At 62.5% G+C, this 21194-nt stretch carries 20 protein-coding genes; 9 read left to right on the top strand and 11 right to left on the bottom strand.

Translation table 11 applies throughout. The features are described 5' to 3' along the window. Positions 1 to 12: 12 nt before the first annotated feature. From NKJ75_RS28995 to NKJ75_RS28980, 4 genes are read left to right on the top strand one after another with little or no spacing between them, the layout of a single operon-like run. Positions 13 to 477, top strand: coding sequence for an endonuclease domain-containing protein (locus NKJ75_RS28995; protein ID WP_155923532.1), 465 nt, complete (start codon positions 13 to 15; stop codon positions 475 to 477). Positions 478 to 495: 18 nt separating this feature from the next. Then, complete coding sequence (locus NKJ75_RS28990; protein WP_023833833.1) at positions 496 to 3066, top strand: GcvT family protein; 2571 nt, start codon at positions 496 to 498, stop codon at positions 3064 to 3066. Positions 3067 to 3110: 44 nt separating this feature from the next. Further along, positions 3111 to 4679, top strand: coding sequence for an ArnT family glycosyltransferase (locus NKJ75_RS28985; protein ID WP_023744719.1), 1569 nt, complete (start codon positions 3111 to 3113; stop codon positions 4677 to 4679). 55 nt (positions 4680 to 4734) lie between these two features. Continuing rightward, positions 4735 to 6042: a M24 family metallopeptidase gene (locus tag NKJ75_RS28980; protein WP_352500496.1), complete on the top strand. Its 1308-nt coding sequence runs from the start codon at positions 4735 to 4737 to the stop codon at positions 6040 to 6042. Here NKJ75_RS28980 and NKJ75_RS28975 read toward each other — a convergent pair. Both NKJ75_RS28975 and NKJ75_RS28970 read right to left on the bottom strand, forming a co-directional pair. Further along, positions 6007 to 6834: a phosphate/phosphite/phosphonate ABC transporter substrate-binding protein gene (locus tag NKJ75_RS28975; protein WP_352500491.1), complete on the bottom strand. Its 828-nt coding sequence runs from the start codon at positions 6832 to 6834 to the stop codon at positions 6007 to 6009. The genes NKJ75_RS28980 and NKJ75_RS28975 overlap by 36 nt on opposite strands. Before the next feature lie 91 nt (positions 6835 to 6925). Continuing rightward, positions 6926 to 7936, bottom strand: coding sequence for a fatty acid desaturase (locus NKJ75_RS28970; RefSeq protein ID WP_023670412.1), 1011 nt, complete (start codon positions 7934 to 7936; stop codon positions 6926 to 6928). Positions 7937 to 8159: 223 nt separating this feature from the next. Here NKJ75_RS28970 and NKJ75_RS28965 point away from each other — a divergent pair, with 223 nt between their 5' ends. Both NKJ75_RS28965 and bmt read left to right on the top strand, forming a co-directional pair. Further along, positions 8160 to 9017, top strand: a complete 858-nt coding sequence (locus NKJ75_RS28965) for a helix-turn-helix domain-containing protein (RefSeq protein ID WP_023681768.1) — start codon at positions 8160 to 8162, stop codon at positions 9015 to 9017. A gap of 114 nt (positions 9018 to 9131) precedes the next feature. Beyond that, the gene (gene bmt, locus NKJ75_RS28960) at positions 9132 to 10154 is read left to right on the top strand and encodes a betaine--homocysteine S-methyltransferase (RefSeq protein ID WP_352497847.1); all 1023 of its coding nucleotides are present in this window, start codon (positions 9132 to 9134) and stop codon (positions 10152 to 10154) included. An 8-nt stretch (positions 10155 to 10162) separates the two neighbouring features. Here the strand turns inward: bmt and NKJ75_RS28955 are convergent, their stop codons facing one another. The 7 genes from NKJ75_RS28955 to NKJ75_RS28925 all read right to left on the bottom strand — a co-directional run bounded on the left by NKJ75_RS28955 (position 10163) and on the right by NKJ75_RS28925 (position 18026). Next, on the bottom strand, positions 10163 to 10429 hold the full coding sequence (locus NKJ75_RS28955) for a hypothetical protein (RefSeq protein ID WP_023753429.1): 267 nt from the start codon (positions 10427 to 10429) through the stop codon (positions 10163 to 10165). Between the two features lie 240 nt (positions 10430 to 10669). After that, entirely contained in the window at positions 10670 to 12781 is a 2112-nt protein-coding gene (locus NKJ75_RS28950) for a vWA domain-containing protein (RefSeq protein WP_352500490.1), read from the bottom strand. Between the two features lie 2 nt (positions 12782 to 12783). Further along, a complete protein-coding gene (locus NKJ75_RS28945; protein ID WP_023696454.1) occupies positions 12784 to 13344 on the bottom strand; it encodes an RNA polymerase sigma factor in 561 nt (186 codons plus the stop codon). A gap of 215 nt (positions 13345 to 13559) precedes the next feature. Further along, positions 13560 to 14738, bottom strand: coding sequence for a BaiN/RdsA family NAD(P)/FAD-dependent oxidoreductase (locus NKJ75_RS28940; protein ID WP_023822193.1), 1179 nt, complete (start codon positions 14736 to 14738; stop codon positions 13560 to 13562). Positions 14739 to 14833: 95 nt separating this feature from the next. Next, the gene (locus NKJ75_RS28935; protein WP_023691017.1) at positions 14834 to 15571 is read right to left on the bottom strand and encodes a dienelactone hydrolase family protein; all 738 of its coding nucleotides are present in this window, start codon (positions 15569 to 15571) and stop codon (positions 14834 to 14836) included. 104 nt (positions 15572 to 15675) lie between these two features. Continuing rightward, a complete protein-coding gene (locus NKJ75_RS28930; RefSeq protein ID WP_023691016.1) occupies positions 15676 to 16362 on the bottom strand; it encodes a hypothetical protein in 687 nt (228 codons plus the stop codon). A gap of 89 nt (positions 16363 to 16451) precedes the next feature. Further along, positions 16452 to 18026, bottom strand: coding sequence for a trimethylamine methyltransferase family protein (locus tag NKJ75_RS28925; RefSeq protein WP_023670403.1), 1575 nt, complete (start codon positions 18024 to 18026; stop codon positions 16452 to 16454). Between the two features lie 259 nt (positions 18027 to 18285). On the opposite strand from NKJ75_RS28925, the gene NKJ75_RS28920 reads away from it, so the two are divergent. Next, a complete protein-coding gene (locus tag NKJ75_RS28920; RefSeq protein ID WP_023688118.1) occupies positions 18286 to 18984 on the top strand; it encodes a cobalamin B12-binding domain-containing protein in 699 nt (232 codons plus the stop codon). A gap of 88 nt (positions 18985 to 19072) precedes the next feature. Here the strand turns inward: NKJ75_RS28920 and NKJ75_RS28915 are convergent, their stop codons facing one another. Continuing rightward, on the bottom strand, positions 19073 to 19213 hold the full coding sequence (locus tag NKJ75_RS28915; protein WP_023688117.1) for an entericidin A/B family lipoprotein: 141 nt from the start codon (positions 19211 to 19213) through the stop codon (positions 19073 to 19075). A gap of 65 nt (positions 19214 to 19278) precedes the next feature. Between NKJ75_RS28915 and NKJ75_RS28910 the strand changes: the two genes are divergently transcribed. After that, positions 19279 to 19920, top strand: a complete 642-nt coding sequence (locus tag NKJ75_RS28910; RefSeq protein WP_023733763.1) for a DUF1638 domain-containing protein — start codon at positions 19279 to 19281, stop codon at positions 19918 to 19920. A gap of 15 nt (positions 19921 to 19935) precedes the next feature. Here the strand turns inward: NKJ75_RS28910 and NKJ75_RS28905 are convergent, their stop codons facing one another. After that, positions 19936 to 20574, bottom strand: coding sequence for a hypothetical protein (locus tag NKJ75_RS28905; RefSeq protein ID WP_023733764.1), 639 nt, complete (start codon positions 20572 to 20574; stop codon positions 19936 to 19938). A gap of 11 nt (positions 20575 to 20585) precedes the next feature. On the opposite strand from NKJ75_RS28905, the gene NKJ75_RS28900 reads away from it, so the two are divergent. Continuing rightward, complete coding sequence (locus tag NKJ75_RS28900) at positions 20586 to 21161, top strand: DUF4893 domain-containing protein (protein WP_023670399.1); 576 nt, start codon at positions 20586 to 20588, stop codon at positions 21159 to 21161. The last annotated feature ends 33 nt before the right edge of the window (positions 21162 to 21194 follow it).

Genomic DNA, 21194 nt, shown 5'->3' with positions numbered 1-21194 from the left:
GAGGGGGGAGAGGTGGCGCCGCGAAGCGGCGACGGAGTGGGGGAAGGCGCTGGTCAAACCCGCAGTCGCCGCAAGAATGGCACTACCCTGCGAGCCAGAAAACTTAGACAAGGTGACAATCAGGCCGAAGCTCTGCTTTGGCTTGAGTTGAAAGCCCGCAAACTTGGCGGCTACAAATTCACGCGACAGTTCTCTATCGGACCATACTACGCAGACTTCGCCTGCCGCGAAAAATGGCTTGTCGTGGAAATCGACGGCCATCAACACGCCGGCAGCTCCTATGACCGTCGCCGTGACGATTTCATGCGCGCGCAAGGCCATTCGATCCTGCGTCTCTGGAACCATGACGTCCTGAACCATCGCACTTCCGTCTGCGACACCATCCTTGCCGCGCTTGATGGCAGGTTGGCCGAGAACGTCGCTGCGGCCGATCTCCGCTTTGTTTTCACGCCCCGCCCACTCGATTCAATCTCTTAAAAAACGGACCTATCTCTCATGAAATCTCACGTTAAAGCGGTTGTCATTGGCGGCGGCGTCGTTGGCTGCTCGGTGCTCTATCACCTGGCCAAGGCCGGCTGGACCGACATCATGCTGATCGAGCGTTCCGAGCTCACCTCCGGCTCGTCCTGGCACGCAGCCGGCGGCTTCCACACGCTGAACGGCGATCCCAACGTCGCCAAGCTGCAGGCCTATACGGTGCAGCTCTACAAGGAGATCGAGGAAATCTCCGGCCAGTCCTGCTCGCTGCATCTGACCGGCGGCGTGATGATGGCCGATACGCCCGAGCGCATGGATTTTCTGCGCCTGGCCCACGGCAAGGGGCGCTATCTCGGCATGGACACCGAACTGATCACGCCCTCCGAAGCCAAGGCGATGTTCCCGCTGATGGACGAGACCAATTTCGTCGGCGCCATGTGGGATCCGGTCGAAGGCCATCTCGATCCCTCCGGCACGACGATCGCCTACTCCAAGGCGGCCAAGAAGCTGGGCGCCGAGATCGTGCTGCGCAACCGCGTCGTCGAGCTGACGCAGGAAGTTGACGGCACCTGGAACGTCGTCACCGAACAGGGCACCGTCCACGCCGAGCATGTCGTCAACTGCGGCGGCCTGTGGGCGCGCGAGATCGGCCGCATGGTCGGGGTCGAACTGCCGGTGCTGGCCATGGAGCACATGTACCTGCTCACCGAGCCGATGCCCGAGGTCGAGGAGTTCAACAAATCGACCGGCCGCGAGATGATCGGCGTGCTCGACTTCAAGGGCGAGATCTACACCCGCCAGGAGCGCAACGGCATCCTGCTCGGCACCTATGAAAAGGCCTGCAAGCCATGGTCGCCGGTCAACACGCCGTGGGATTTCGGCCATGAACTGCTGCCGCCCGACCTCGACCGCATCGCCCCGTCGCTCGAGATCGGCTTCAAGCATTTCCCCGGCATCGAGAAAGCCGGCATCAAGCAGATCATCAACGGCCCCTTCACCTTCGCGCTTGACGGCAACCCGCTGGTCGGGCCGGTGCAGGGCCTGACCAATTTCTGGTGCGCCTGCGCCGTCATGGCCGGCTTCAGCCAGGGCGGCGGCGTCGGCCTCGCGCTGTCCAACTGGATGGTGCATGGCGATCCCGGCTTCGACGTCTGGGGCATGGATGTCGCCCGCTTCGGCGAGTGGGCCGGCCTGCGCTACACCAACGCAAAGGTGCGCGAAAACTATTCGCGCCGCTTCTCCATCCGCTTCCCCAATGAAGAGCTGCCGGCTGCGCGTCCGGCGCAGACGACGCCGCTCTATGACACGATGCTCGCCAACAACGCCGTCATGGGCGATAGCTGGGGCCTGGAGACCCCGCTGTGGTTCGCGCCGAAGGGCAAGGAGCCGAAGGACGTCGTCTCCTTCCACCGCTCAAACGATTTCGGTCCTATCGGCGAGGAAGTGAGCGCCACGCGCGAACGCGTCGGCGTCACCGAAATCGCCAACTTCGCCAAATACGAAGTGTCGGGACCTGCGGCTGAGGATTTCCTCAACCGGCTGATGACCAACCGCATGCCGAAGATCGGCCGCATCGTGCTGACGCCGATGATCAACGAGTTCGGCAAGCTGATCGGCGACTTCACCATCGCCAAGGCAGGCGAAGACAGATTTATGATCTGGGGTTCGTCCGCCGCGCAGAAGTACCACATGCGCTGGTTCGAGAAGCATCTGCCGAAGGATGGTTCGGTGCGCATCCACCGCTTCGATCAGACGCTCGTCGGCCTGTCGATCGCCGGTCCGAAATCGCGCGACCTCTTGCAGAAGCTGGTCGATGTCGACATCTCGACCAAGGCGTTTCGCTTCATGGATTTCCGCGAAATGGCGGTCGGCGGCGCGCCCTGCATGGTCAACCGCATCACCTATACCGGCGATCTCGGCTACGAGATCTGGATGGCGCCGGCCTATGAGCGCCTGGTCTACAAGGCCATCAAGGACGCCGGCGAGGAGTTTGGCCTCGTCGATTTCGGCATGCGCGCTTTGCTCTCCATGCGCCTGGAGAAGAACTTCCCGACGTGGTACCGCGAGCTGCGCCCGATCTACGGCCCGTTCGAAGGCGCGATGGACCGTTTCATCAAGCTGGAGAAGAACGACTTCATCGGCCGCGAAGCCGCCGCCAAAGAACAGGCGGAAGGGCCGAAACTGCGCCGTGTCTCCTTCATTGTCGATGCGGCCGACGCCGATGTCATGGGCGACGAGCCGATCTGGGCCAAGGTCGGCAAGGACTATGGCACGGTGGAAAAGCCGCATGGCTATGGCGCGCCGCGCTTCGATACGGCAGGCAAGGAAGTGCGTGGCTCAAAGGCTGCCGAAGGCGCTTCCGCCGTGCGCGGCATCGTCGACGGCGACTGGCGCGTGGTCGGCTGGGTCACCTCGGGCGGTTATGCGCACTATGTGCAGAAGTCGATGGCGCAGGGCTATGTGCCGGCGGCACTCGCCGAGGACGAAAGTGCCGGACTGTTCGAGATCGAGATCCTCGGCCACCGGCGTCCGGCGCGTATCAATGTCGAGGCGCCCTTCGACCCCAGCGGCGAGAAGATGCGGACCTGAAAAGGCGACAGGGAGCGTGAGATCGTGTAAGGGGCCTTCGGCAGTTGGCCGCAGGCATTTCCCTCGATGAGAAGACGATCCCCTTGCAGTATCTAGAGAAATGGACGGACTGGCTCGGCGAAGGCAAGGTCGGTCCCTTCAACGCCGCACTGGTCTGCGTCGCGGTCTATTGCGTCGTCCAGATCGTGGTGATGGCGCTGCTGTCCCATGTCGTGGGAACCGGTGTCGGCGTCGACGATTCCGAACAGCTGATGTACATGCGCTACCTCTGGGCTGGCTATGGCGGCTCGCAGCCGCCGCTCTACACCTGGCTCGCCCGCCTCGTCGCCGCCGTGGTCGGAACGAACATCCTCGCGCTCAAGATCGTGAAGTACCTACTGATCGGAGCGGCGCTGGCGTCGGTTTTCATCGCTGTCCGCCGCCTGGGCTATTCCAGCCGCGCTGGCGCCGCCGCATTGTTCGGCCTGCTGTTGTTTCCGCAGATGGTGTGGGAGATGCAGCACGCCCTCACCCACTCGATCGCCGCTTTCTGTTTTTCAGTGGTGCTGTTTCTTGCGCTCGTTGAACTGGTGCAGCGGCGTTCCCTGGCCACCTATGTGCTGTTTGGCGTGGCGATGGCCGCCGCCATCCTGTCGAAATACAACAACGCGATCTTTCTCGGCGCGCTGATCCTGTCCACCCTGTCGCTGCGCGAAACGCGCGGCGTCATCCTCAACCGCCGGTTTTCGATCAGCCTTGTCGTGGCGGTGCTGCTTTGCCTGCCGACGCTCTACTGGAACCTGACCTACACCGACCAGCTGCTGTCGCACAGCGGCGGCTTCGGCATGGGCAGAGGAGAAAGCGCCATACAAACCGCATTCTACGGAATGCGCGGACTGGGCAAGGCTATCCTGTATTTCGCCGTGTTGCCGGCCGGCATATTCGTCGCGGCTTTGCTCATCGCATGGAAAAAGCCGGCGCCGGCTCTGCAACCGGCGCCATGGACCGAGAAACTGGTGTGGCGCACCATCGCTTTTGCCCTGGCGATGACCATCGTGCTCGTCCTGGCGAGCGGGACGACGCAATTTCGCGATCGCTGGATGCTTCCCATTCTTGTGTTGCTGCCGGTCGCGCTGGCCTTGCGGATGGATGCCAGAGGCGACAAGGGAAGGAAGGTGCAGGACGTCGTCGTCTTTGTCGGCGCAACGCTTGCCATCCTCGTGCTGCCGGTGACCTGGTACACGCACCTCAATGGCGGCGACAGCCGCGGCAGCATCGTGCGTGTCGACTACCAGTCGCTCTATGGCCAGCTGACGGCAAACGGTCCGGTTCGCACGGCGATATCGAGCTGGCACTGGGTGGGAAATCTGCGTCTTGTCGATCCCGATCTGGTCGTGCTCGACGACGAGATGCCGGACTTCGGCCATTTGCTGATCGAGCCGGCGGTGCTCGTGATGGCCAATGACAAGGAACCTCCCGAGGGCATCCTGCGGGCCTTGAGCGAGGCCGGCTATGTCGCTGACGGCTCGCCGCAGCAGTTGGTCGTTCCGATGCTGTTCGACAGCGAGCCGCCCACCCGCACGCTGACGGTCACGCGGCTGAAGAAAGCGGCCGCGGGCGCAGCGCCACAGTAAGTCGGCAGGGAGGCGTCGGGTGGAGAAACAAGGGTTCGGTCGTCATCGCAAGATCATGCCGTTCGAGCCCGGCTCCGTCGAAGCCTTGCGCGAAACATCGCGCCAGAAGGCGGCGTCGCTGAACCAGCATGTGCTGGGCTATGGCGCGCTGGCTGAAGCCGAATGGCAAGCGGCAGGCATCGCCGCGCCCGATCTTGCCGCGATGCGCAAATACCGGCTCGAGCGCCTCCGCGCCGAACTGAGGCGCCGAAACTACGCCGGCGCGCTGCTCTACGACCCCGTCAACATCCGCTACGCCACCGATTCGACCAACATGCAGCTGTGGGTCGCGCACAATCCGACCCGCCACTGCTTCGTCGCCACTGAGGGACCCGTGGTGCTGTTCGACTATTTCTCCTGCGAGCATCTGTCCGATCATTCCGGCGTCGTCGACGAGGTGCGGCCGGCAGTGTCGTGGATGTATCTCTATGGCGGCGAGCTGACCGAGCACAAAGTCCGCCGCTGGGCGGCCGGCATCGCCGATCTGGTCAAGGAGCATGGCGGCGGCAACAGCCGCATTGCGGTCGACCACATCAACCCGGAAGGCGTCGAGGAACTCGCCCGCCTCGGCATTTCTATCGGCAATGGCGAAGCGGTGATGGAAAATGCGCGGCTGATCAAATCGCCGGACGAGATCCTCGCCATGCGCCGCGCAATCGTCGCTTGCGAAGCGGCGATGGGTGAAATGGAGAAGGCGCTGACGCCGGGCATTTCCGAAAACGAATTGTGGGCCGAACTCCACCGCGGCAACATTGCGCGCGGCGGCGAATGGATCGAAACCCGGCTGCTTGCCTCGGGACCGCGCACCAATCCGTGGTTCCAGGAATGCTCGTCGCGGGTGATCGAAGCAGGCGACCTCGTCGCCTTCGACACCGACCTGATCGGTCCCTACGGCTTCTGCGCCGATCTCTCCCGCACCTGGCTTTGCGGTGACGCCAGGCCGTCGAACGAGCAGCGCGACCTGTTCCGCATCGCCGCCGACCAGATCGCCCACAACACGCAATTGATGCAGCCCGGCATGTCCTTTCGCGACCTGGTCGAACGCTCCGTGGTGCCGCCCGGAGATTGCTTCCCGACACGCTACGGCGTGCTCTATCACGGCGTCGGCCTCGCCGACGAGTATCCAACCCTGCCACATGCCAGCGAATGGACGCCGGACACGCCCGATGGCGTGCTGGAGCCGGGAATGGTGCTGTGCGTGGAAAGCTATATCGGCCGTCTCGGCGGCCATGAGGGCGTCAAGATCGAGGAACAGATCCTGATCACCGAGACCGGTAACGAGCAGCTTTCAACCTACCCGTTGGATGCGAGGCTGCTCGGCTGATCCGGCAAGCGCCTCGCGCAGAGCCTTGAGCGTCTTTTCCGGCGTCGTCCTGGCGGTGATGTAGGGCAGGCCTTTGCGCCTTGCCGTCCAGCCGACGACCTTCACGGCGTTTGCCGCAGGTTCGAAACGCTGCGCCAGCGCCCAGCTCTCACAGTCGATGGCAGCTATATCCGCCTTGCCCTCGGCGACCGCGACGATCGAGCCGCGATGGCCACCGCTTTCGCTGCGCGAGGAAAAGATATCCAGGCTTTCGCCGGCGGCCTGCAGATCGCGCGTCAGCGCGATGATGCCCGACATCGAATCGAGGCTGTTGTAGGTAAAACACTTGCCACGCATCAGATCGAGCGGCAGCAAGGCTTTGCCATCCGCGGGCGAGCGAACCTCCGGTCCCTCGCCCGTCCGCATCACCAGCGCGCTCGAATAGAGTTCGCCTTCGCCGCCCTCGTAAGCGTCGTAGCTCGGCTGGCCGACCACCTGCACATGCTTGCTCAGGCCGAGTTCCATCGGCCCCCAGCAGGTCTGCGCGAACAGCAGCGCCGGATGCAGCCAAAGCTGGTGATGGTCGAGTTCGTCCGGCGGCAGTGTCGCCGGATCGGGCGCGATCAGTCTGCCCTCGGCGTCGTGGATACCGCCCGGCACCCGCGGCAGGTCGCCATTGCGGCGCACGATTGTCTGCGGCCCATCGACGCCCTTGTGCCGAAAAGCATCGCGCAACGCTGCCCATTGCGCGTCGACCTCGCCGCGCACTTCGGGCCAGTCATACATCGGCAATGCCGCAACCAAATCACTCATGCCGACACTCAATCATCATGGCTCGGGAAAGGATCGCAAAAACGCGGCGTCCAATCAGAATTGGCCGACACGGGTTCGGGAAGTCCGGGGATTATTCCTTCGGCGGCTCGGCCGGAACCGGCGCGCTGCCAAGCCCGCTGATGCTGCGCGCCCTGATGCGCGGCTTGAACGCCCTGCCCGGCTCGGGCTGGCGGCGCAGCACCGGGTGCACGATCGGCTCCTTGGCCTTGAAGGCGTAGGCTTTGATCAGTGCGAAATAGTTCGGATAGGCGTAGCCATTGTTCATCCGCAGCCACTCGTCGCGGCGGTCGGCAAACAGTTTTGGCAGCCTGTACCAGGCAACGGTCGGGGTCTTGTGGTGAACGAAGTGCAGATTGTTGTTGAGGAACAGGAACGACAGCGGCGAGCGCTCGATGATCACCGTGCGTCCTTCAGGGTGCTCGGACCACTGATGTTCGGCGAAAGTCCGGACCGCGATCAGCGACTGGCCGAGCCAGACCGGCACCAGAATGTAGAGCCATACCGGAATGCCGAAGCCGAACTGCACGATCGGCACCACGATGGCGAGGCCGATCGCATGCAGCAGCCATGCCTTGCCGATCACCTTATCGCCGGCAATCACATGCCTGGCGTCGTCGACGAAGAAACCGATGCAGGACAGCCAGGGGCCGAGAAAGAAACGGCCGGCCATGGTGTTGTTGATCTTGAGCAGGAATTTCATCGTCGGCGGCAGATCGTCATGCATCCACAACGCCTGGTAATAGCTCTCGGGATCGTCGAGCGGATCGGTCAGGCGCTCGTCGGCGTGGTGGCGCAAATGGAGCGTCTTGAAGCGACGGAACGGCCAGACCAGGCCGATCGGCAGGAAGACGAAGGCTTCGTTGATGAGCGCGCTGCGCGTCGGATGGCCATGCAGCACTTCGTGCATGATCGACGACTGCAAGGCTAGGATGAAGCCGAGGAGAAGAAGTGCCGGGATCGGATAAGAGGGCCAGAGCAGGAGCCCGGCAGCGAGCCACATTCCGTAACAGAAGAAAGCGAGGACCACGGTCGGCCACTCGATGGCCGCTGCGTCGCGTCGCTTGATGCGCTTGCCTGTCATGCTATCGACCACTGTCCCTCAGTCGCCGGAATTGTTCCTGACAGCATAGTGTCAGGAGAAGCGATTCCGCTCAACGAGACAAAGTGTACAAAATGTTGCGATTGCGCATTTTTGACCGCAGATGTTATACATTGTAAACAACCCTACGGATTCATTTACGCTGGAAGTGCTGATTCGACGGCTCGGGCGCAAATTTTTCCTAAGAGAGTGCGGAGAACGAACAGTGGACAAACGGGACCTTTCGGCAATCTTCCGGGAGCGCCTGAAGCTGCTCCTGACACGGTCCGATCTCAACCAGTCAGCTTTCGCGTCAGCAGTCGGCATCGACCGGTCGGCGCTGTCGCAACTGATGTCCGGCGCCTCGACGCGCCTGCCACGCGCCGAAACGCTGCTCAACATCGCCGCCGAATTCAAGATCTCGCTGGACTGGCTGCTCGGCCTCTCCCAGGACGAAGGCGTCACCGGCGAAATCCGCGAAAGCCTGGAGATCGAAGAGGCGCCCGACGGCTTCGACCGCACGCTGCTCGCCAAATGGTTCGCGGAAGCCGCAGGCACCAAGATCCGCTATGTGCCGGCCGGCATTCCCGATCTCCTGCGCACACGCCAGCTGGTCGACTACGAAGCCAACATCACCAACCGCAGCCGTCTGGCGCAGGCCAGCGAGACGCAGTACCGCATCGAGTACAACCGGCGCCCTGAGACCGATATGGAGGTCTGCATGCCGCGCCACACGCTGGAGATTTTCGCCCGCGGCCTGGGCGTCTGGGACCGCTTTCCCGAGGCTGACCGCCGGCAGCAGCTTGCCCATATGGCGACGCTGCTTGACGATCTCTACCCCACCTTCCGCCTGTTCCTCTATGACGGCCGCATGCGCTATTCGATCCCGCTGACAATCTTCGGTCCCTACCGCGCCGCCATCTATGTCGGCGACATGTATGTCGTGCTGAATGCCACCCAGCCGGTACAGGCGCTGACCCAGCATTTCGACAATCTGATCCGGGCCGCCGACATCAACCCGCATGAGGCCGCCGCCTACGCGCGCAATCTGGCCGGCGCGTCATTTCCATCGGGTTCTGCCTGATCGCCAACGCCCCGGAAAGGTGAACCGCGCGGCAATTGCAGGTCGCAAACACATTGACTGGACATAAAGACTTCTTTATATCCTTATTCCATTCAAAATCTGAAAGCCGATCCGATGACCGCGAACAATCCCATCGATGCTCTGCTGGCCGAAAAGGGCGTGCTGCTCGCCGATGGCGCCACCGGCACCAATCTGTTCGCCATGGGTCTGGAGGCCGGCGAAGCGCCGGAGTTGCTGAACGAGACAGCGCCCGACACCATCACCAGCCTGCACCAGAATTTCGTCGACGCCGGCGCCGATATCATTCTCACCAACTCGTTCGGCGGCACGCGGCACCGGCTGAAGCTGCACCATGCGCAGGACCGCGTGCATGCGCTGAACAAGCGCGCCGCCGAGATTGCCCGCGCGGTCGCCGACAAGGCCGGCAGGAAAGTCATCGTCGCCGGCTCGGTCGGTCCGACCGGCGAGTTGCTGGTGCCGCTCGGCGCCATGACCTATGACGAAGCGGTCGAGGCTTTTGCCGAGCAGATCGAGGGTCTCAAGGAAGGCGGCGCCGAAGTCGCCTGGATCGAGACCATGTCTGCGCCGGACGAAATCCGTGCCGCGGCGGAAGCCGCCATTCGCGTCGGCCTGCCCTACACCTATACCGGTTCGTTCGACACTGCCGGCCGCACCATGATGGGCCTGCTGCCCAGGGATATCCACGGCGTCGTCGACGGACTTTCAGAGACGCCGCTCGGTGTCGGCGCCAATTGCGGTGTCGGCGCCTCCGACATCCTGGCCTCGCTGCTCGACATGACCGAGGCGAAGCCGGAAGCGACGGTGATCGTCAAGGGCAATTGCGGCATTCCCGAATTTCGTGGCACCGAGATCCATTATTCCGGCACGCCGGAGCTGATGGCCGACTATGTCCGGCTGGCGGTGGATGGCGGCGCGAAGATCATCGGTGGCTGCTGCGGCACGTCGTTCCAGCACCTTGCCGCCATGCGCAAGGCGCTCGACGCGCACACCAAATCCGAACGCCCGACCGTCGCGGCGATCGTCGAGCGCATCGGTCCGATGCGCAACAAGGTGGCGACGGAAAACACCGCCGAGACCAGCGAAGCCCGCCGCGAACGCCGCCGCAGCCGGGCCTGATATCGAACTTATTCGCTGTTTTCAGCGTAACGCGATAGCGCCGTCTTGAAATCCAGGGCGGTGCTGTCGGCGCTTTCATTCATCGTCACCAGGTCACCCGACGACTGCGGATTGCCGATCTGCTCCAGCATGACACGAAAGCGGTCATTGGTCAGCGCCGACTTTGCGGTATTCCGGGCTGCGTCGACGTCATCCATGATGCGCCTGGATTCTGGCGACAGCGTTCCCGACGCCTGCGTGTGTCTCACCGCCGGCGTCGTGTTTCCAATGTTCATGATCTGCAATTCCCGGCTCCCCAAGCCCAGTCCCGACCCCATGCAATAATAGCAGGGCATTGCGATGACGTTCCGGAAAAGCCGCGCAATTTAACGATCAGGCGGATCATCTGTGCGCTTCGGATCAATCGATCCGAAAAAAGGCCGGCAGGGTTTCCCCCGCCGGCCTGCCTCACCCGCCCGTAGCCGGTTCCCCGTATCAGAACGACCCCCGTCTGAAAGGAACCGGCGTTATTGCCACTACCGGTTACCGCCCAGCGCCGAGGCAAGGCGCACAAGCGAAAGGAACTCGGACCTGTACCCAAACAGGTCGGCTCCTCGGGCGGCGGTGGCAATCTCCATGATCTTGTCGTAGCCGAACTTCGCGGTCGCATCCTCGTCGCGCAGCTTCTGGCCGAAGGCGGCGACAGCGACGGAGAAACGCTGGTCGGTGCTGGCCTGGTCGAAGGACGCGACCTCGTTGGCCGAGGTCACCGGCGTGGTGATCAGCTTCGAGACGTCTTCGTTCGGCAGCTTGTAGCGGATTTTCACAAAGGCATATTCGTCGGCATTGGCGACGCCGCCATTGTTGACCGTCGCCTGGCCGTAGCGCAGCGGATCCATCTGCTCGCCGCCACTGCCCTTCGGCGTGATCTCGTAGATGGCGGTCACCGAATGACCGGAGCCGATATCGCCGGCATCGACGCGGTCATTGTTGAAGTCCTCGCGGTTCAAGGCGCGGGTTTCATAGCCGATCAGCCGGTACTCCGAGACCTTGTCCGGATTGAACTCGACCTGGATCTTGACGTCCTTGGCGATGGTGAACAGCGTCGAGGAGGCATCCTCGACCAGGACCTTCTCGGCCTCGGCCAGCGTGTCGATATAGGCGGCGGTGCCGTTGCCGTTCTGGGCGATGGTCTGCATCATCTGGTCGTTCAGATTGCCGCGGCCGAAGCCGAATACCGACAGGAAGACGCCGGTCTTGCGCTCCTGCTCGATCAGCCGCTTCAGATCGTCGTCATCGGTCTGGCCGACATTGAAGTCGCCGTCCGTGGCCAGCATCACACGGTTGATGCCGTCCTTGACGAAGGACTGCTGGGCAAGCCTGTAGGCTTCCTTGATGCCCGCCTCGCCGGCCGTCGAGCCGCCGGGCGACAGATTGTCGATGGCGTTGAGGATCTTGTCCTTCTCGGTAACCTTGGTCGGCATCAGCACGGTGCCGGCGTCACCGGCATAGGTGACGATCGAGATGGTGTCGTCCGCCTTGAGCTTGCTGACCAGCAGCCGGAAAGCCGACTTGAGCAGCGGCAGCTTGTCAGGCTCGTCCATCGAACCCGAGACGTCGATCAGGAACACCAGATTGGCCTTGGGCTGCTCGACCGGCTTGATGTCGAAGCCCTTGATGGCGACGTGCATCAGCTTGGTGTGCCCGTTCCACGGCGTCGGCATGACGCTGACGGTCGAATTGAACGGCGTCGAAGCCGAGTCCGGACCCTTCCAGTCATAGGGGAAGTAATTGACCATCTCCTCGACGCGCACCGTGTCGGCCTGCGGCAGGTAGCCCTGCTTCAGCGAGCCGCGGACGAAGGAATAGGAAGCGGTGTCGACGTCGATCGAGAAGGTCGAGACCGGATCCTGAAGCGCTGCATGCACAGGATTGGTCTTGAAATCCTCGACGCGGTCGCGGTTTGGCTCCTGCGGCGCTATCTGGTCGGCCGGCATCGTCGAAGGCTGCGCCAGGTACTTAGACTCGGTCGCGCCGGCCATGCGGTCGACCCGCGCGCCGCCGGCCGGAGCAGCGGTGCCGTCAAGCGAAAACTCGCGGCTCTCAACTGGCGCAGGCTCGGCCAACGCGCCGCGCCCCAGCGCATCCTGCTGCGCAGGGGCGACAGCAACGGTCGATTCGGGCTTCGGCGGCGCGGGCGGCGTAAGCGTCGTAGTGGTGTCGCGGCTTCGCACATCGGCGTCGGCCTTCTTGTCGCCTTCAGGCGCCTGCTTTTCTTTTACCGGCGCGTTGATCGCCGGCCCATTGGTTGCCGGCTTGTCGGCCAGCGTCTCAGTGATCTTCTCGTCGCTACCGAACGGCAACGGCTGTTCCCTCAGCATGTGGAAGGTGGCGTATCCGGCGATCGGCAGGGCGACGAGCCCGGCAATGGCTGGCGTGGCGATGAGTTTCTTTTGCATGATCTCGCTCCAGAGCTTTTGTGCTCGCTCTGTGAGACGAAGCCCGCCGACCGATCCTTGGGTGACGGCAGAAATATTTTCCTGATCATAGGCGCGCATGGCGGCTTCGAAGGCGCGTGTCTTCGCGCTCTCGCCCGGCGCCGGTACTGCTGCGTCGCGCAGCCTGTTGAGTTCGTTGTCGTCGACCATGGTCACACTTCCCCGGCTGAACGCATCAACGTCTTCAGCCGTTTCTTCGCTTCATGGATGTGCCAGGAAACCGTCGTCTCCGAGATTGCCATCGCCTCGGCGGCGGCCGCATGGCTCAAACCTTCGCCATAGACCAGAAGTACTGCATCGCGCTGCTTGTCCGGCAATTGCCGCACCGCTGCCCAGAGCGCCTCAGTCGGATCTTCGGGCTCGGCGGATGCCTCTCCCGATATCATGCTGTAGGCGCCGAAAGCCTCGGTCTTGACGTTTTCGCGCGTCGTCTTGCGCATCATGTCGCGCGCCGCGTTCAGCGTCACGGAATAGAGCCATGTCGTAAACGCGCCGCCGCCGCGGTAGTCGCGGATCGCCTTGCCGAGACGGACACAGACCTCCTGGGCGATGTCTTCGGCATCGGCCTTCTTTCCGCACCAGCGATAGGCGGCGCGATAGACGAAGTCGTAGTGCCGCTCCAGCAATTTGCCGAAGGCACCCCTGTCTCCGCCCTTCGCCCGCCCGATCAATTCGGCGTCGGAGGCTTCGCTTTCATCCAGCATCATCGCCATCATTTGCCTGTTGGACGAAGGCTAATGGCCAATCCTTGGGGTTATGGAAAGATTTTTTTCCGAGGCGACGGATGCACGCGCAACAGGTGCGCTGAGATTCAGGTGAGGCCGAGCCGAAAACGATGGATTTCGAGAACCGGAGTGGAGCGTACTTTTGGTACGCGAGCACCGGAAGCACTGAAAGCCGTCGTTTGCAGGCCGGCCTCACCTGAATATCAGCACACCTGGCCCGAGGCCCAGCCGGACGACCAAGCCCACTGAAAATTATAGCCGCCCAGCCAGCCCGTGACATCGACGACTTCGCCGATGAAAAACAGCCCCGGCACGGATTTCGCCTGCATCGTCTTCTGATCGAGCCCGTTGGTATCGACACCGCCAAGCGTCACTTCCGCCGTGCGGTAACCCTCGGAGCCGGCCGGCTTGATGCGCCAGTCGTTGACGGCGGCTTCGACGGTTTTCATTTGCAGGTCTGTCAAATCAGCGAGATTGCCATCGATCCCACTGCGCTCGGCGACTGCTTGCGCAAGGCGCTTCGGCAAATGGTTTGCAAGCACCGTCTGCACCGCTTGCCTGCCGTTGACGCGCCGGGCGGCGCGAAGCAGTTCCGCCACATCCCTCCCCGGCAGCATGGCGATGCGGATCTCGTCGCCCTCGCGCCAATAGGACGATATTTGCAGGATGGAAGGCCCGCTCAAGCCGCGATGCGTAAACAGCATCGCTTCTGAAAACCGCGTCTTGCCGCAGGCGACTTCGGCATCGACGGCATTGCCGGCCAAAGGCGCCAGCCGCTCGAGCGTTCTTGCGTCGAAGGTAAGCGGCACCAGCGCCGGCCGTGTTTCCACCACCGCAAGGCCGAATTGCGCCGCAAGCTCGTAGCCGAAACCGGACGCGCCCATTTTGGGGATCGACTTGCCCCCGCAAGCCACGACTAACGAGCTGCAAGCGACGCTGCCAGCGGAGAGCGTCAGCACAAACCCGTCCGCGGTCTTGCTGACGTTCCTCACCTCGGTCGACAACGCCAGTTCCACACCCCAATCCTGCATGTCGGAAACCAGCATGTCGATGACCTGGCGCGCCGAGCCGTCGCAAAACAGCTGTCCCAGCGTCTTCTCGTGACAGGCAATGCCATGGCGTTCGACGAGCGCGATGAAGTCGCCTTGCGTGTAGCGGCTGAGCGCCGAAATGCAGAAATGCGGATTGCCGGAGATGAAATTCTTCGGGCTGGTGTGGATGTTGGTGAAATTGCAGCGGCCACCGCCGGAGATGCGGATCTTCTCGCCGGGCTTTGCCGCGTGATCGAGCACCAGGACCGAGCGGCCGCGCTTGCCCGCCTCGATGGCGCACATCATTCCGGCCGCACCGGCGCCGATCACCACGACATCATAGGATTGCATCAGGCTGTTCGTTCCCGCTCGACTGGCGCTGTTTTAACAGGCCGCGCCAATCGTGCAGTCTCTACCCGTTCGTTGCGACTTCAGGCAACGCCTCGTTAGATCAGCGTCTCGGCGAACAGCGTCGTCAGTCGCTTCCAATGACGTTCGGCGCCGGCCGCGTTGAAGACGCTGTGGTCCGACACGCACCAGCCATGCGCCATGCCGGCATAGTTTTCGATGGCGTGGTCGACCTCCGCCACGCGCAGCGCCTCGACCAGCCGCGCCGACTGCTCCGGCGGAAAGCTGCGGTCGACGCCCGATGTCCCGACATAGACGCGCGCCTTGATCATTGCGGCCTTGCGGTGCGGGCTGTCGGCGGCATCGCTGGCCAGATTGCCGCCATGGAAGCTCGCCGCCGCCACGATGCGATCGGGATAGGTTGCAGCCGCATTCAAAGCCCGCGCCCCGCCCATGCAGTAACCGACGACACCGACCGGTCCGGTGACACCTTCAGCGGTAAGCGTGTCGAGGAACGCCCTGCTGTCGCGGATGGTCATGTCCTGTGTCGTGCCGTGGACCAACGCCGTCAGCGCGACCTTGGTCTCCTCGACGACGAAAGCGGTCTTGGGCTCGAACGGCCCGTAGGGTGCTTTGCGATAGAAAAGATCCGGCACCAGCACGGCATAGCCCTCGCCTGCCAGCCGTTCCGCCATTGCGTCGAGCGCCGGTCGCGGACCGAAAGCGTCCATATAGAGAATGATGCCGGCCCTGGACGAGGAAGCGGTCGCCGAGCGGAACAGCCCGGCTTTCGCCACGCCGTCCCCGGTCTTGATCTCAATGTCCTGCTTCGCCATGGCCCGCTCCGTTAAATGTCGTGCGATACATATAAGCAGGCACCGTCAGGGCAAGCCGTTCCCTGACAATCCCGTTCAACACTTTGTGCGGGCTTTCGACCCGGCTACAGGCCGGCAAACGCCGTCATGTGAAAGGCCTGAACCTCAGGCGGATAGCGATGGGCCGTGCCATACGGACAGGCGTTGCGGTCGAGGCAGCCGCCGCCGCGGCATGGTTCGCCCTTCGATCCCCGCACATGCGCCAGGCAAGCCTGATGAGCGAAACCATCCGCGGAATAGGCGTCAACCGGACAGGATTTCAGGCAAGGTTTTGCAACACAGGCGTCGCAAAGGTGAATCGCTTCGCGACGTTCAGGAAGCGCGATCTCATCCTCGAACAGCAACGCGCCGCGATAGGCATGCCAGAGCCCGTACTGCGGATGCATCAGGATGCCCAGCGGCGACGGTCTCAGCCCCTCCGCTCGCATCGCCCATTGCTGGAACGGCAGATAAGGTCTGTCCGAAGGCGAAACGGCGCGCGCGCCGAATTTCTCCGCCACCGCACCGATCACTGCGCGCGACCATGTGTCGAGCGGATTAGCAATGGTTTGCGGTTGCCGGTCGCGCCAGCGCAGGAAATGCGGCCAGGGTGCCGCTCCCGCCTGCCCCACCAACAGCACGGATTTGGCGGGGGCAACTGAAGGGCCATGCGGCGGCGTTTCGCTTGTTGCGAAATTGAAGCCGCCGCGCAGGATGAGGCCGTCGGCGGAAAGCGCGGCCGCTATCTCGTCAGCCCGGCGCCGCGCAATCATCCCTTCTTGTCCGGGTCGGAGAAAGCGCTCCGCCAGACTTCCTTGTGGATGATGTTGGCGACTTTAGCCCCGCCTGACTCGGGCTCCTTTCAGGTGAAGGCGTCAGCCATCGACGCCTTCTTCGTCGCGATGTAGTCCTTCAGCCCGTCGTCGATGCCCGGATCGAGATACGGCGCCTCATAGGTCTCCAGCCAGCGGCGGGCGAGTTCGTTGGCGCGCTGCGGCGCTGTCTTCTCGCCCTCGGCCAGCCACTGCTCGTAGGAATTGTTGTCGGCGATGCTGGAGCGGTAGAAGGCGGTCTGGAAATTGGCCTGGGTGTGGTCGCAGCCGAGATAGTGGCTGCCCGGGCCGACCTGGCGGATGGCGTCCATCGCCTGGCCGTTTTCCGAGAGGTCGACGCCTTCGGAAAACTTTTGCGTCATGCCGAGCTGATCGATGTCCATCATGAATTTTTCGTAGCAGGACGCCAGTCCGCCTTCGAGCCAGCCGGCCGAATGCAGGACGAAATTGGTGCCGGCAAGAATGGTCGAGTTGAGCGTGTTGGCGCTCTCGTAGGCGGCCTGCGCATCCGGAACCTTGGAGGCGCAGAGCGAGCCGCCGGTGCGGAACGGCAGACCGAGCCGGCGGGCAAGCTGTGCGGCGCCGTAGGAAACCAGCGACGGCTCCGGTGTGCCGAAGGTCGGCGCACCAGACTGCATGGAGATCGACGAGGCGAAGGTGCCGAACAGCACCGGCGCGCCGGGACGGATCAACTGCGTGAAAGAGGCGCCGGCCAGCACCTCTGCCAGAACCTGCGTCAGCGTGCCGGCCACCGTGACCGGGCTCATCGCGCCGGCAAGGATGAACGGCGTGACGATGCAAGCCTGGTTGTGACGCGAATAAACCTTCAGCGCGCCCAGCATGGTTTCGTCGAACACCATCGGCGAATTGGCGTTGATCAGGCTGGTCAGCACGGTGTTGTTTTCGACGAAATCGTCGCCGAACACGATCTTGGCCATGGCGACGGTGTCTTCGGCCCGCTCTGGCGCCGTCACCGAACCCATGAACGGTTTGTCCGAATATTTGATGTGGCTGTAGATCATGTCGAGATGGCGTTTGTTGACCGGCACGTCGACCGGCTCGCAAACCGTGCCGCCCGAATGGTGAATCGACGGCGCCATATAGGCGAGCTTCACGAAATTCCGGAAATCCTCGATCGTCGCGTAGCGCCTGACACCGTCGAGATCGCGCACGAAGGGCGGACCATAGACCGGCGCGAAGACCGTGGCGTTGCCGCCGATCTGCACCGAACGTTCGGCGTTGCGCGCATGCTGGGTGTAGATGGGCGGCGCGGTCTTCAGCAGCGAGCGGCAGAGGCCCTTGGGAAAATGCACGCGCTCGCCCTTGACGTCGGCGCCCGCCTCTTTCCAAAGCTGCAGCGCCTCGGCGTCGTCGCGAAAGATGATGCCGATCTCTTCCAGCACCGTATCGGTGTTGTTTTCGATAATCGCCAGGCCTTCCTCGTTGAGGACCTCATAGATGTTGATCTTGCGCTTGATATAGGTGAGCTGGGTGCCCGGTCCGCCGCCCGAGCGCGCCGCCCGCCTTGCAGCCGCGCCGCCGCTGGCAGCACGTCCACGTCGCGCATTGGACGCTTCCTGGTCGACTGACGCGTTTTCACTCATGATCGTTTTTCCCTAAAAACCGTTTGCGGCCGCGTAGGCGGCTTCTCGCCCGGATCGTAGCCATGCACCCTATTCGAAACGGCCCGCCAGCGCCAACGCCTGTCGCAAAATCGACAAGAATTCCAATAGATTTGCGGTCGCTTTCCTTTTGCGGGAAGTCGCAAATCAGCTATGGATACCTGCCCCCGCCGGGTTAGGTATTGACGCGATTATTTTAAGCCGCCGTGATCGCATCCGCGCGGCAAGGAGCCCGAGAAAAATGGCCGACGACGAGATCATCCTCTCCGAGCTTTCCGACGACGAGTTGGTGCAGCAGATGCACGACGATCTCTATGACGGACTGAAGGAAGAGATCGAGGAAGGCACCAACATCCTGCTCGAGCGCGGCTGGGTGCCCTACAAGGTGCTGACCGAAGCTCTGGTCGAAGGCATGCGCATCGTCGGCGAGGACTTTCGCGACGGCATCCTGTTCGTTCCCGAGGTGCTGCTGTCGGCCAACGCGATGAAAGCCGGCATGTTCATCCTGCGCCCGCTGCTGGCCGCCACCGGCGCGCCGAAGCAGGGCAAGATGGTGATCGGCACCGTCAAGGGCGACATCCACGACATCGGCAAGAACCTCGTCGGCATGATGATGGAAGGTGCCGGCTTCGACGTCATCGATCTCGGCATCAACAATGCGGTGGAAAAATACCTCGACGCCATCGAGCAGCACCAGCCCGACATTATCGGCATGTCGGCGCTTTTGACCACGACCATGCCTTACATGAAGGTCGTCATCGACACGATGAAGGAAAAGGGCATCCGCGACGACTATGTCGTCCTGGTCGGCGGCGCGCCGCTAAACGAGGAATTCGGCAAGGCCGTCGGCGCCGATGCCTATTGCCGCGACGCGGCTGTGGCGGTCGAGACCGCCAAGGACTTCATGAAGCGCAAGCATAACGTGCGCGCTTCAGCCTGATCTGTTACGCAAGGCGTCTGGGCCACAATCGAAAGCCGCGCCTTGCAGCGCGGCTTTTTTGTTCCAGCTATTGGAACGGATGGCTGCGTCAGGGTTTGGTGACGGTGTCGTCGACGGCTTTCGCAGTCGATTTGATATCCCGGCCGACACCACGGACGGTGTTGGCACAGGCCGTAAGCGCCAGGATGCAGGCAAGGATTGCAATCGGCGCAACGCGTAACAGTTTCATGGACGGTTTATCCCTCTCTCGATAGATTCGCCCCACAGCAACGAAGGCCGCTTCGACCGGGTTCCATGGCCAGAATGCAAAAAACGAAACCGAATCAGGACGACAGGCTGCTGGTCATCGCCTGCGGAATGATTGCGCGCGAAGTTTTGGCCGTCAAGGAGCAGCTCAAGCTCGACCATCTCGACCTGACCTGCCTGCCGGCGGAGTTCCATTTCTACCCCGACCGCATCGCACCGGCGATGGACAAGGCGATCGAAAAGGCCAAGGCGGAAGGCTATAGCAACATCTTCGTTGGCTATGCCGATTGCGGTACCGGCGGCATGCTCGACCGGGTCCTGGAGAAGCACGGCGTCGAGCGCATGGCCGGGCCGCACTGCTTTGCCTTCTACCAGGGCATGGACGCCTATGCGAAGGTCGCCGACGACGACATGATGTCGTTCTACATGACCGATTTCCTGTGCCGCCAGTTCGACGCCTTCTTCATGAAGCCGCTCGGCCTCGACAAGCACCCGGAGCTGATCAAGGACTATTTCGGCAACTACCAGAAGCTGATCTACATCGCCCAGACCGACGATCCGGAACTCGACAAGGTCGCCGAGAAGGCCGCGAAGATGCTTGGCCTCGCCTATGAGCGCCGCTCGACCGGCTATGGCGACCTGACGGCTGAATTGGCGCGGGTGGCGGCACATCCAGAAGAATTGCGTTAGGCGCCCGACTTCGGATTATTTGCTCTCCGGTTGCGGATCCGACACGAAATCGACAACGCGGCCGTTGTCTAACCGGATCGGCCCTCTTGCAGTTGGATCCTTGCGCAAAGCCTCTGCAAGCAGAGCGTCGACTGTGTCGAGATTGACCTGCAGAATTGTGCGGTCGCCCAGTTCCCAGTACTCGCCTTCATCGAAGACGTCGAACTTGTCGAAAAAAGGAGCAACTTTGCGAAGCAACTCGATGATCTCGATATGCGCCTCCGACCCCGCAAACTGGGTCTTGCAATATTGCTGCATGAAGAGGTCCCTGTCGAACTCGAACCTTAGGCGATCCGACTTGGGATGCGGCTGGCATTCTATCCCCAAGACCGGGCCGATATAGTCAACGCTGCGTTCGTCGATGACCCGGTTGAGAACCATTTCGGCCTCGTCTATCGGCCGAAATCGCCAGTCTCGAGCGATGGCAAGCGCTTCAACTTCCTGCAACAGCGCAACATATTGTTCCTCTCCGCGCAGTTGTCCCTCAAAATGGATTGTAACCCCCACGCGCACCTCCCGCGGAACATACCGCTGTTTAAGCACGGATGACAGGCCGCCGCGAATGGGTAAGTGTGCACTGGAAGATAGAATCGGCTGCTCCAGCCGCGCCAACATGGATACCACCGATGACCCCTCGCGTCCTGCTCGCCGCCCTTGGCCTCCTCTGCCTCGTCTTGCCCGCTCGCGCCGACGGCGAGGTGCAGAAGATCATCACGCCTGCCGACAAGGTGCGGCTCGACAAATATGGCGAGACCCGCAAGGCGGCGCTGGCCGAGGCAAAAGCGGGAGACCCGGCTGAGGTCAGCCAACTCGACGCGCTGCTGGCAAAGCCGATAGTGGCCTTTTCCGACAAGGACCTGAGCGGCAACTGGCAATGCCGAACCATCAAGGTGGGCCTGACCGGCCCGCTGGTCATCTATGGCTGGTTCAAGTGCAAGGTCACGGACGATGGCTCCGGCTGGCAGCTGGAAAAGGTCAGCGGCTCGCAACGCACCAAGGGCCGTTTCTTCGACGATAGCGAAAAACGCGCGATCTATCTCGGCTCCGGCTATGTCAATGACAACAAGCCTAAACCCTATGGCAGCGGCCCGGAAAGCGACCAGGTCGGCTATGCCTTCCGCACCAGCGCCAATGAATGGCGCATCGAATTCCCGGCGCCCTACTACGAATCGAAACTTGACATCATCGAGTTCAAGCGCTGATCCGTTGGTCTCTCGCTGGCCGGGCGGTCATCA

This window comes from Mesorhizobium sp. M0058 (assembly GCF_040323095.1).
In the GTDB taxonomy this organism is placed as follows: domain Bacteria; phylum Pseudomonadota; class Alphaproteobacteria; order Rhizobiales; family Rhizobiaceae; genus Mesorhizobium.
Note: the sequence above shows the minus strand (reverse complement) of the source record. Positions and strands in the feature narration are given on the sequence as shown.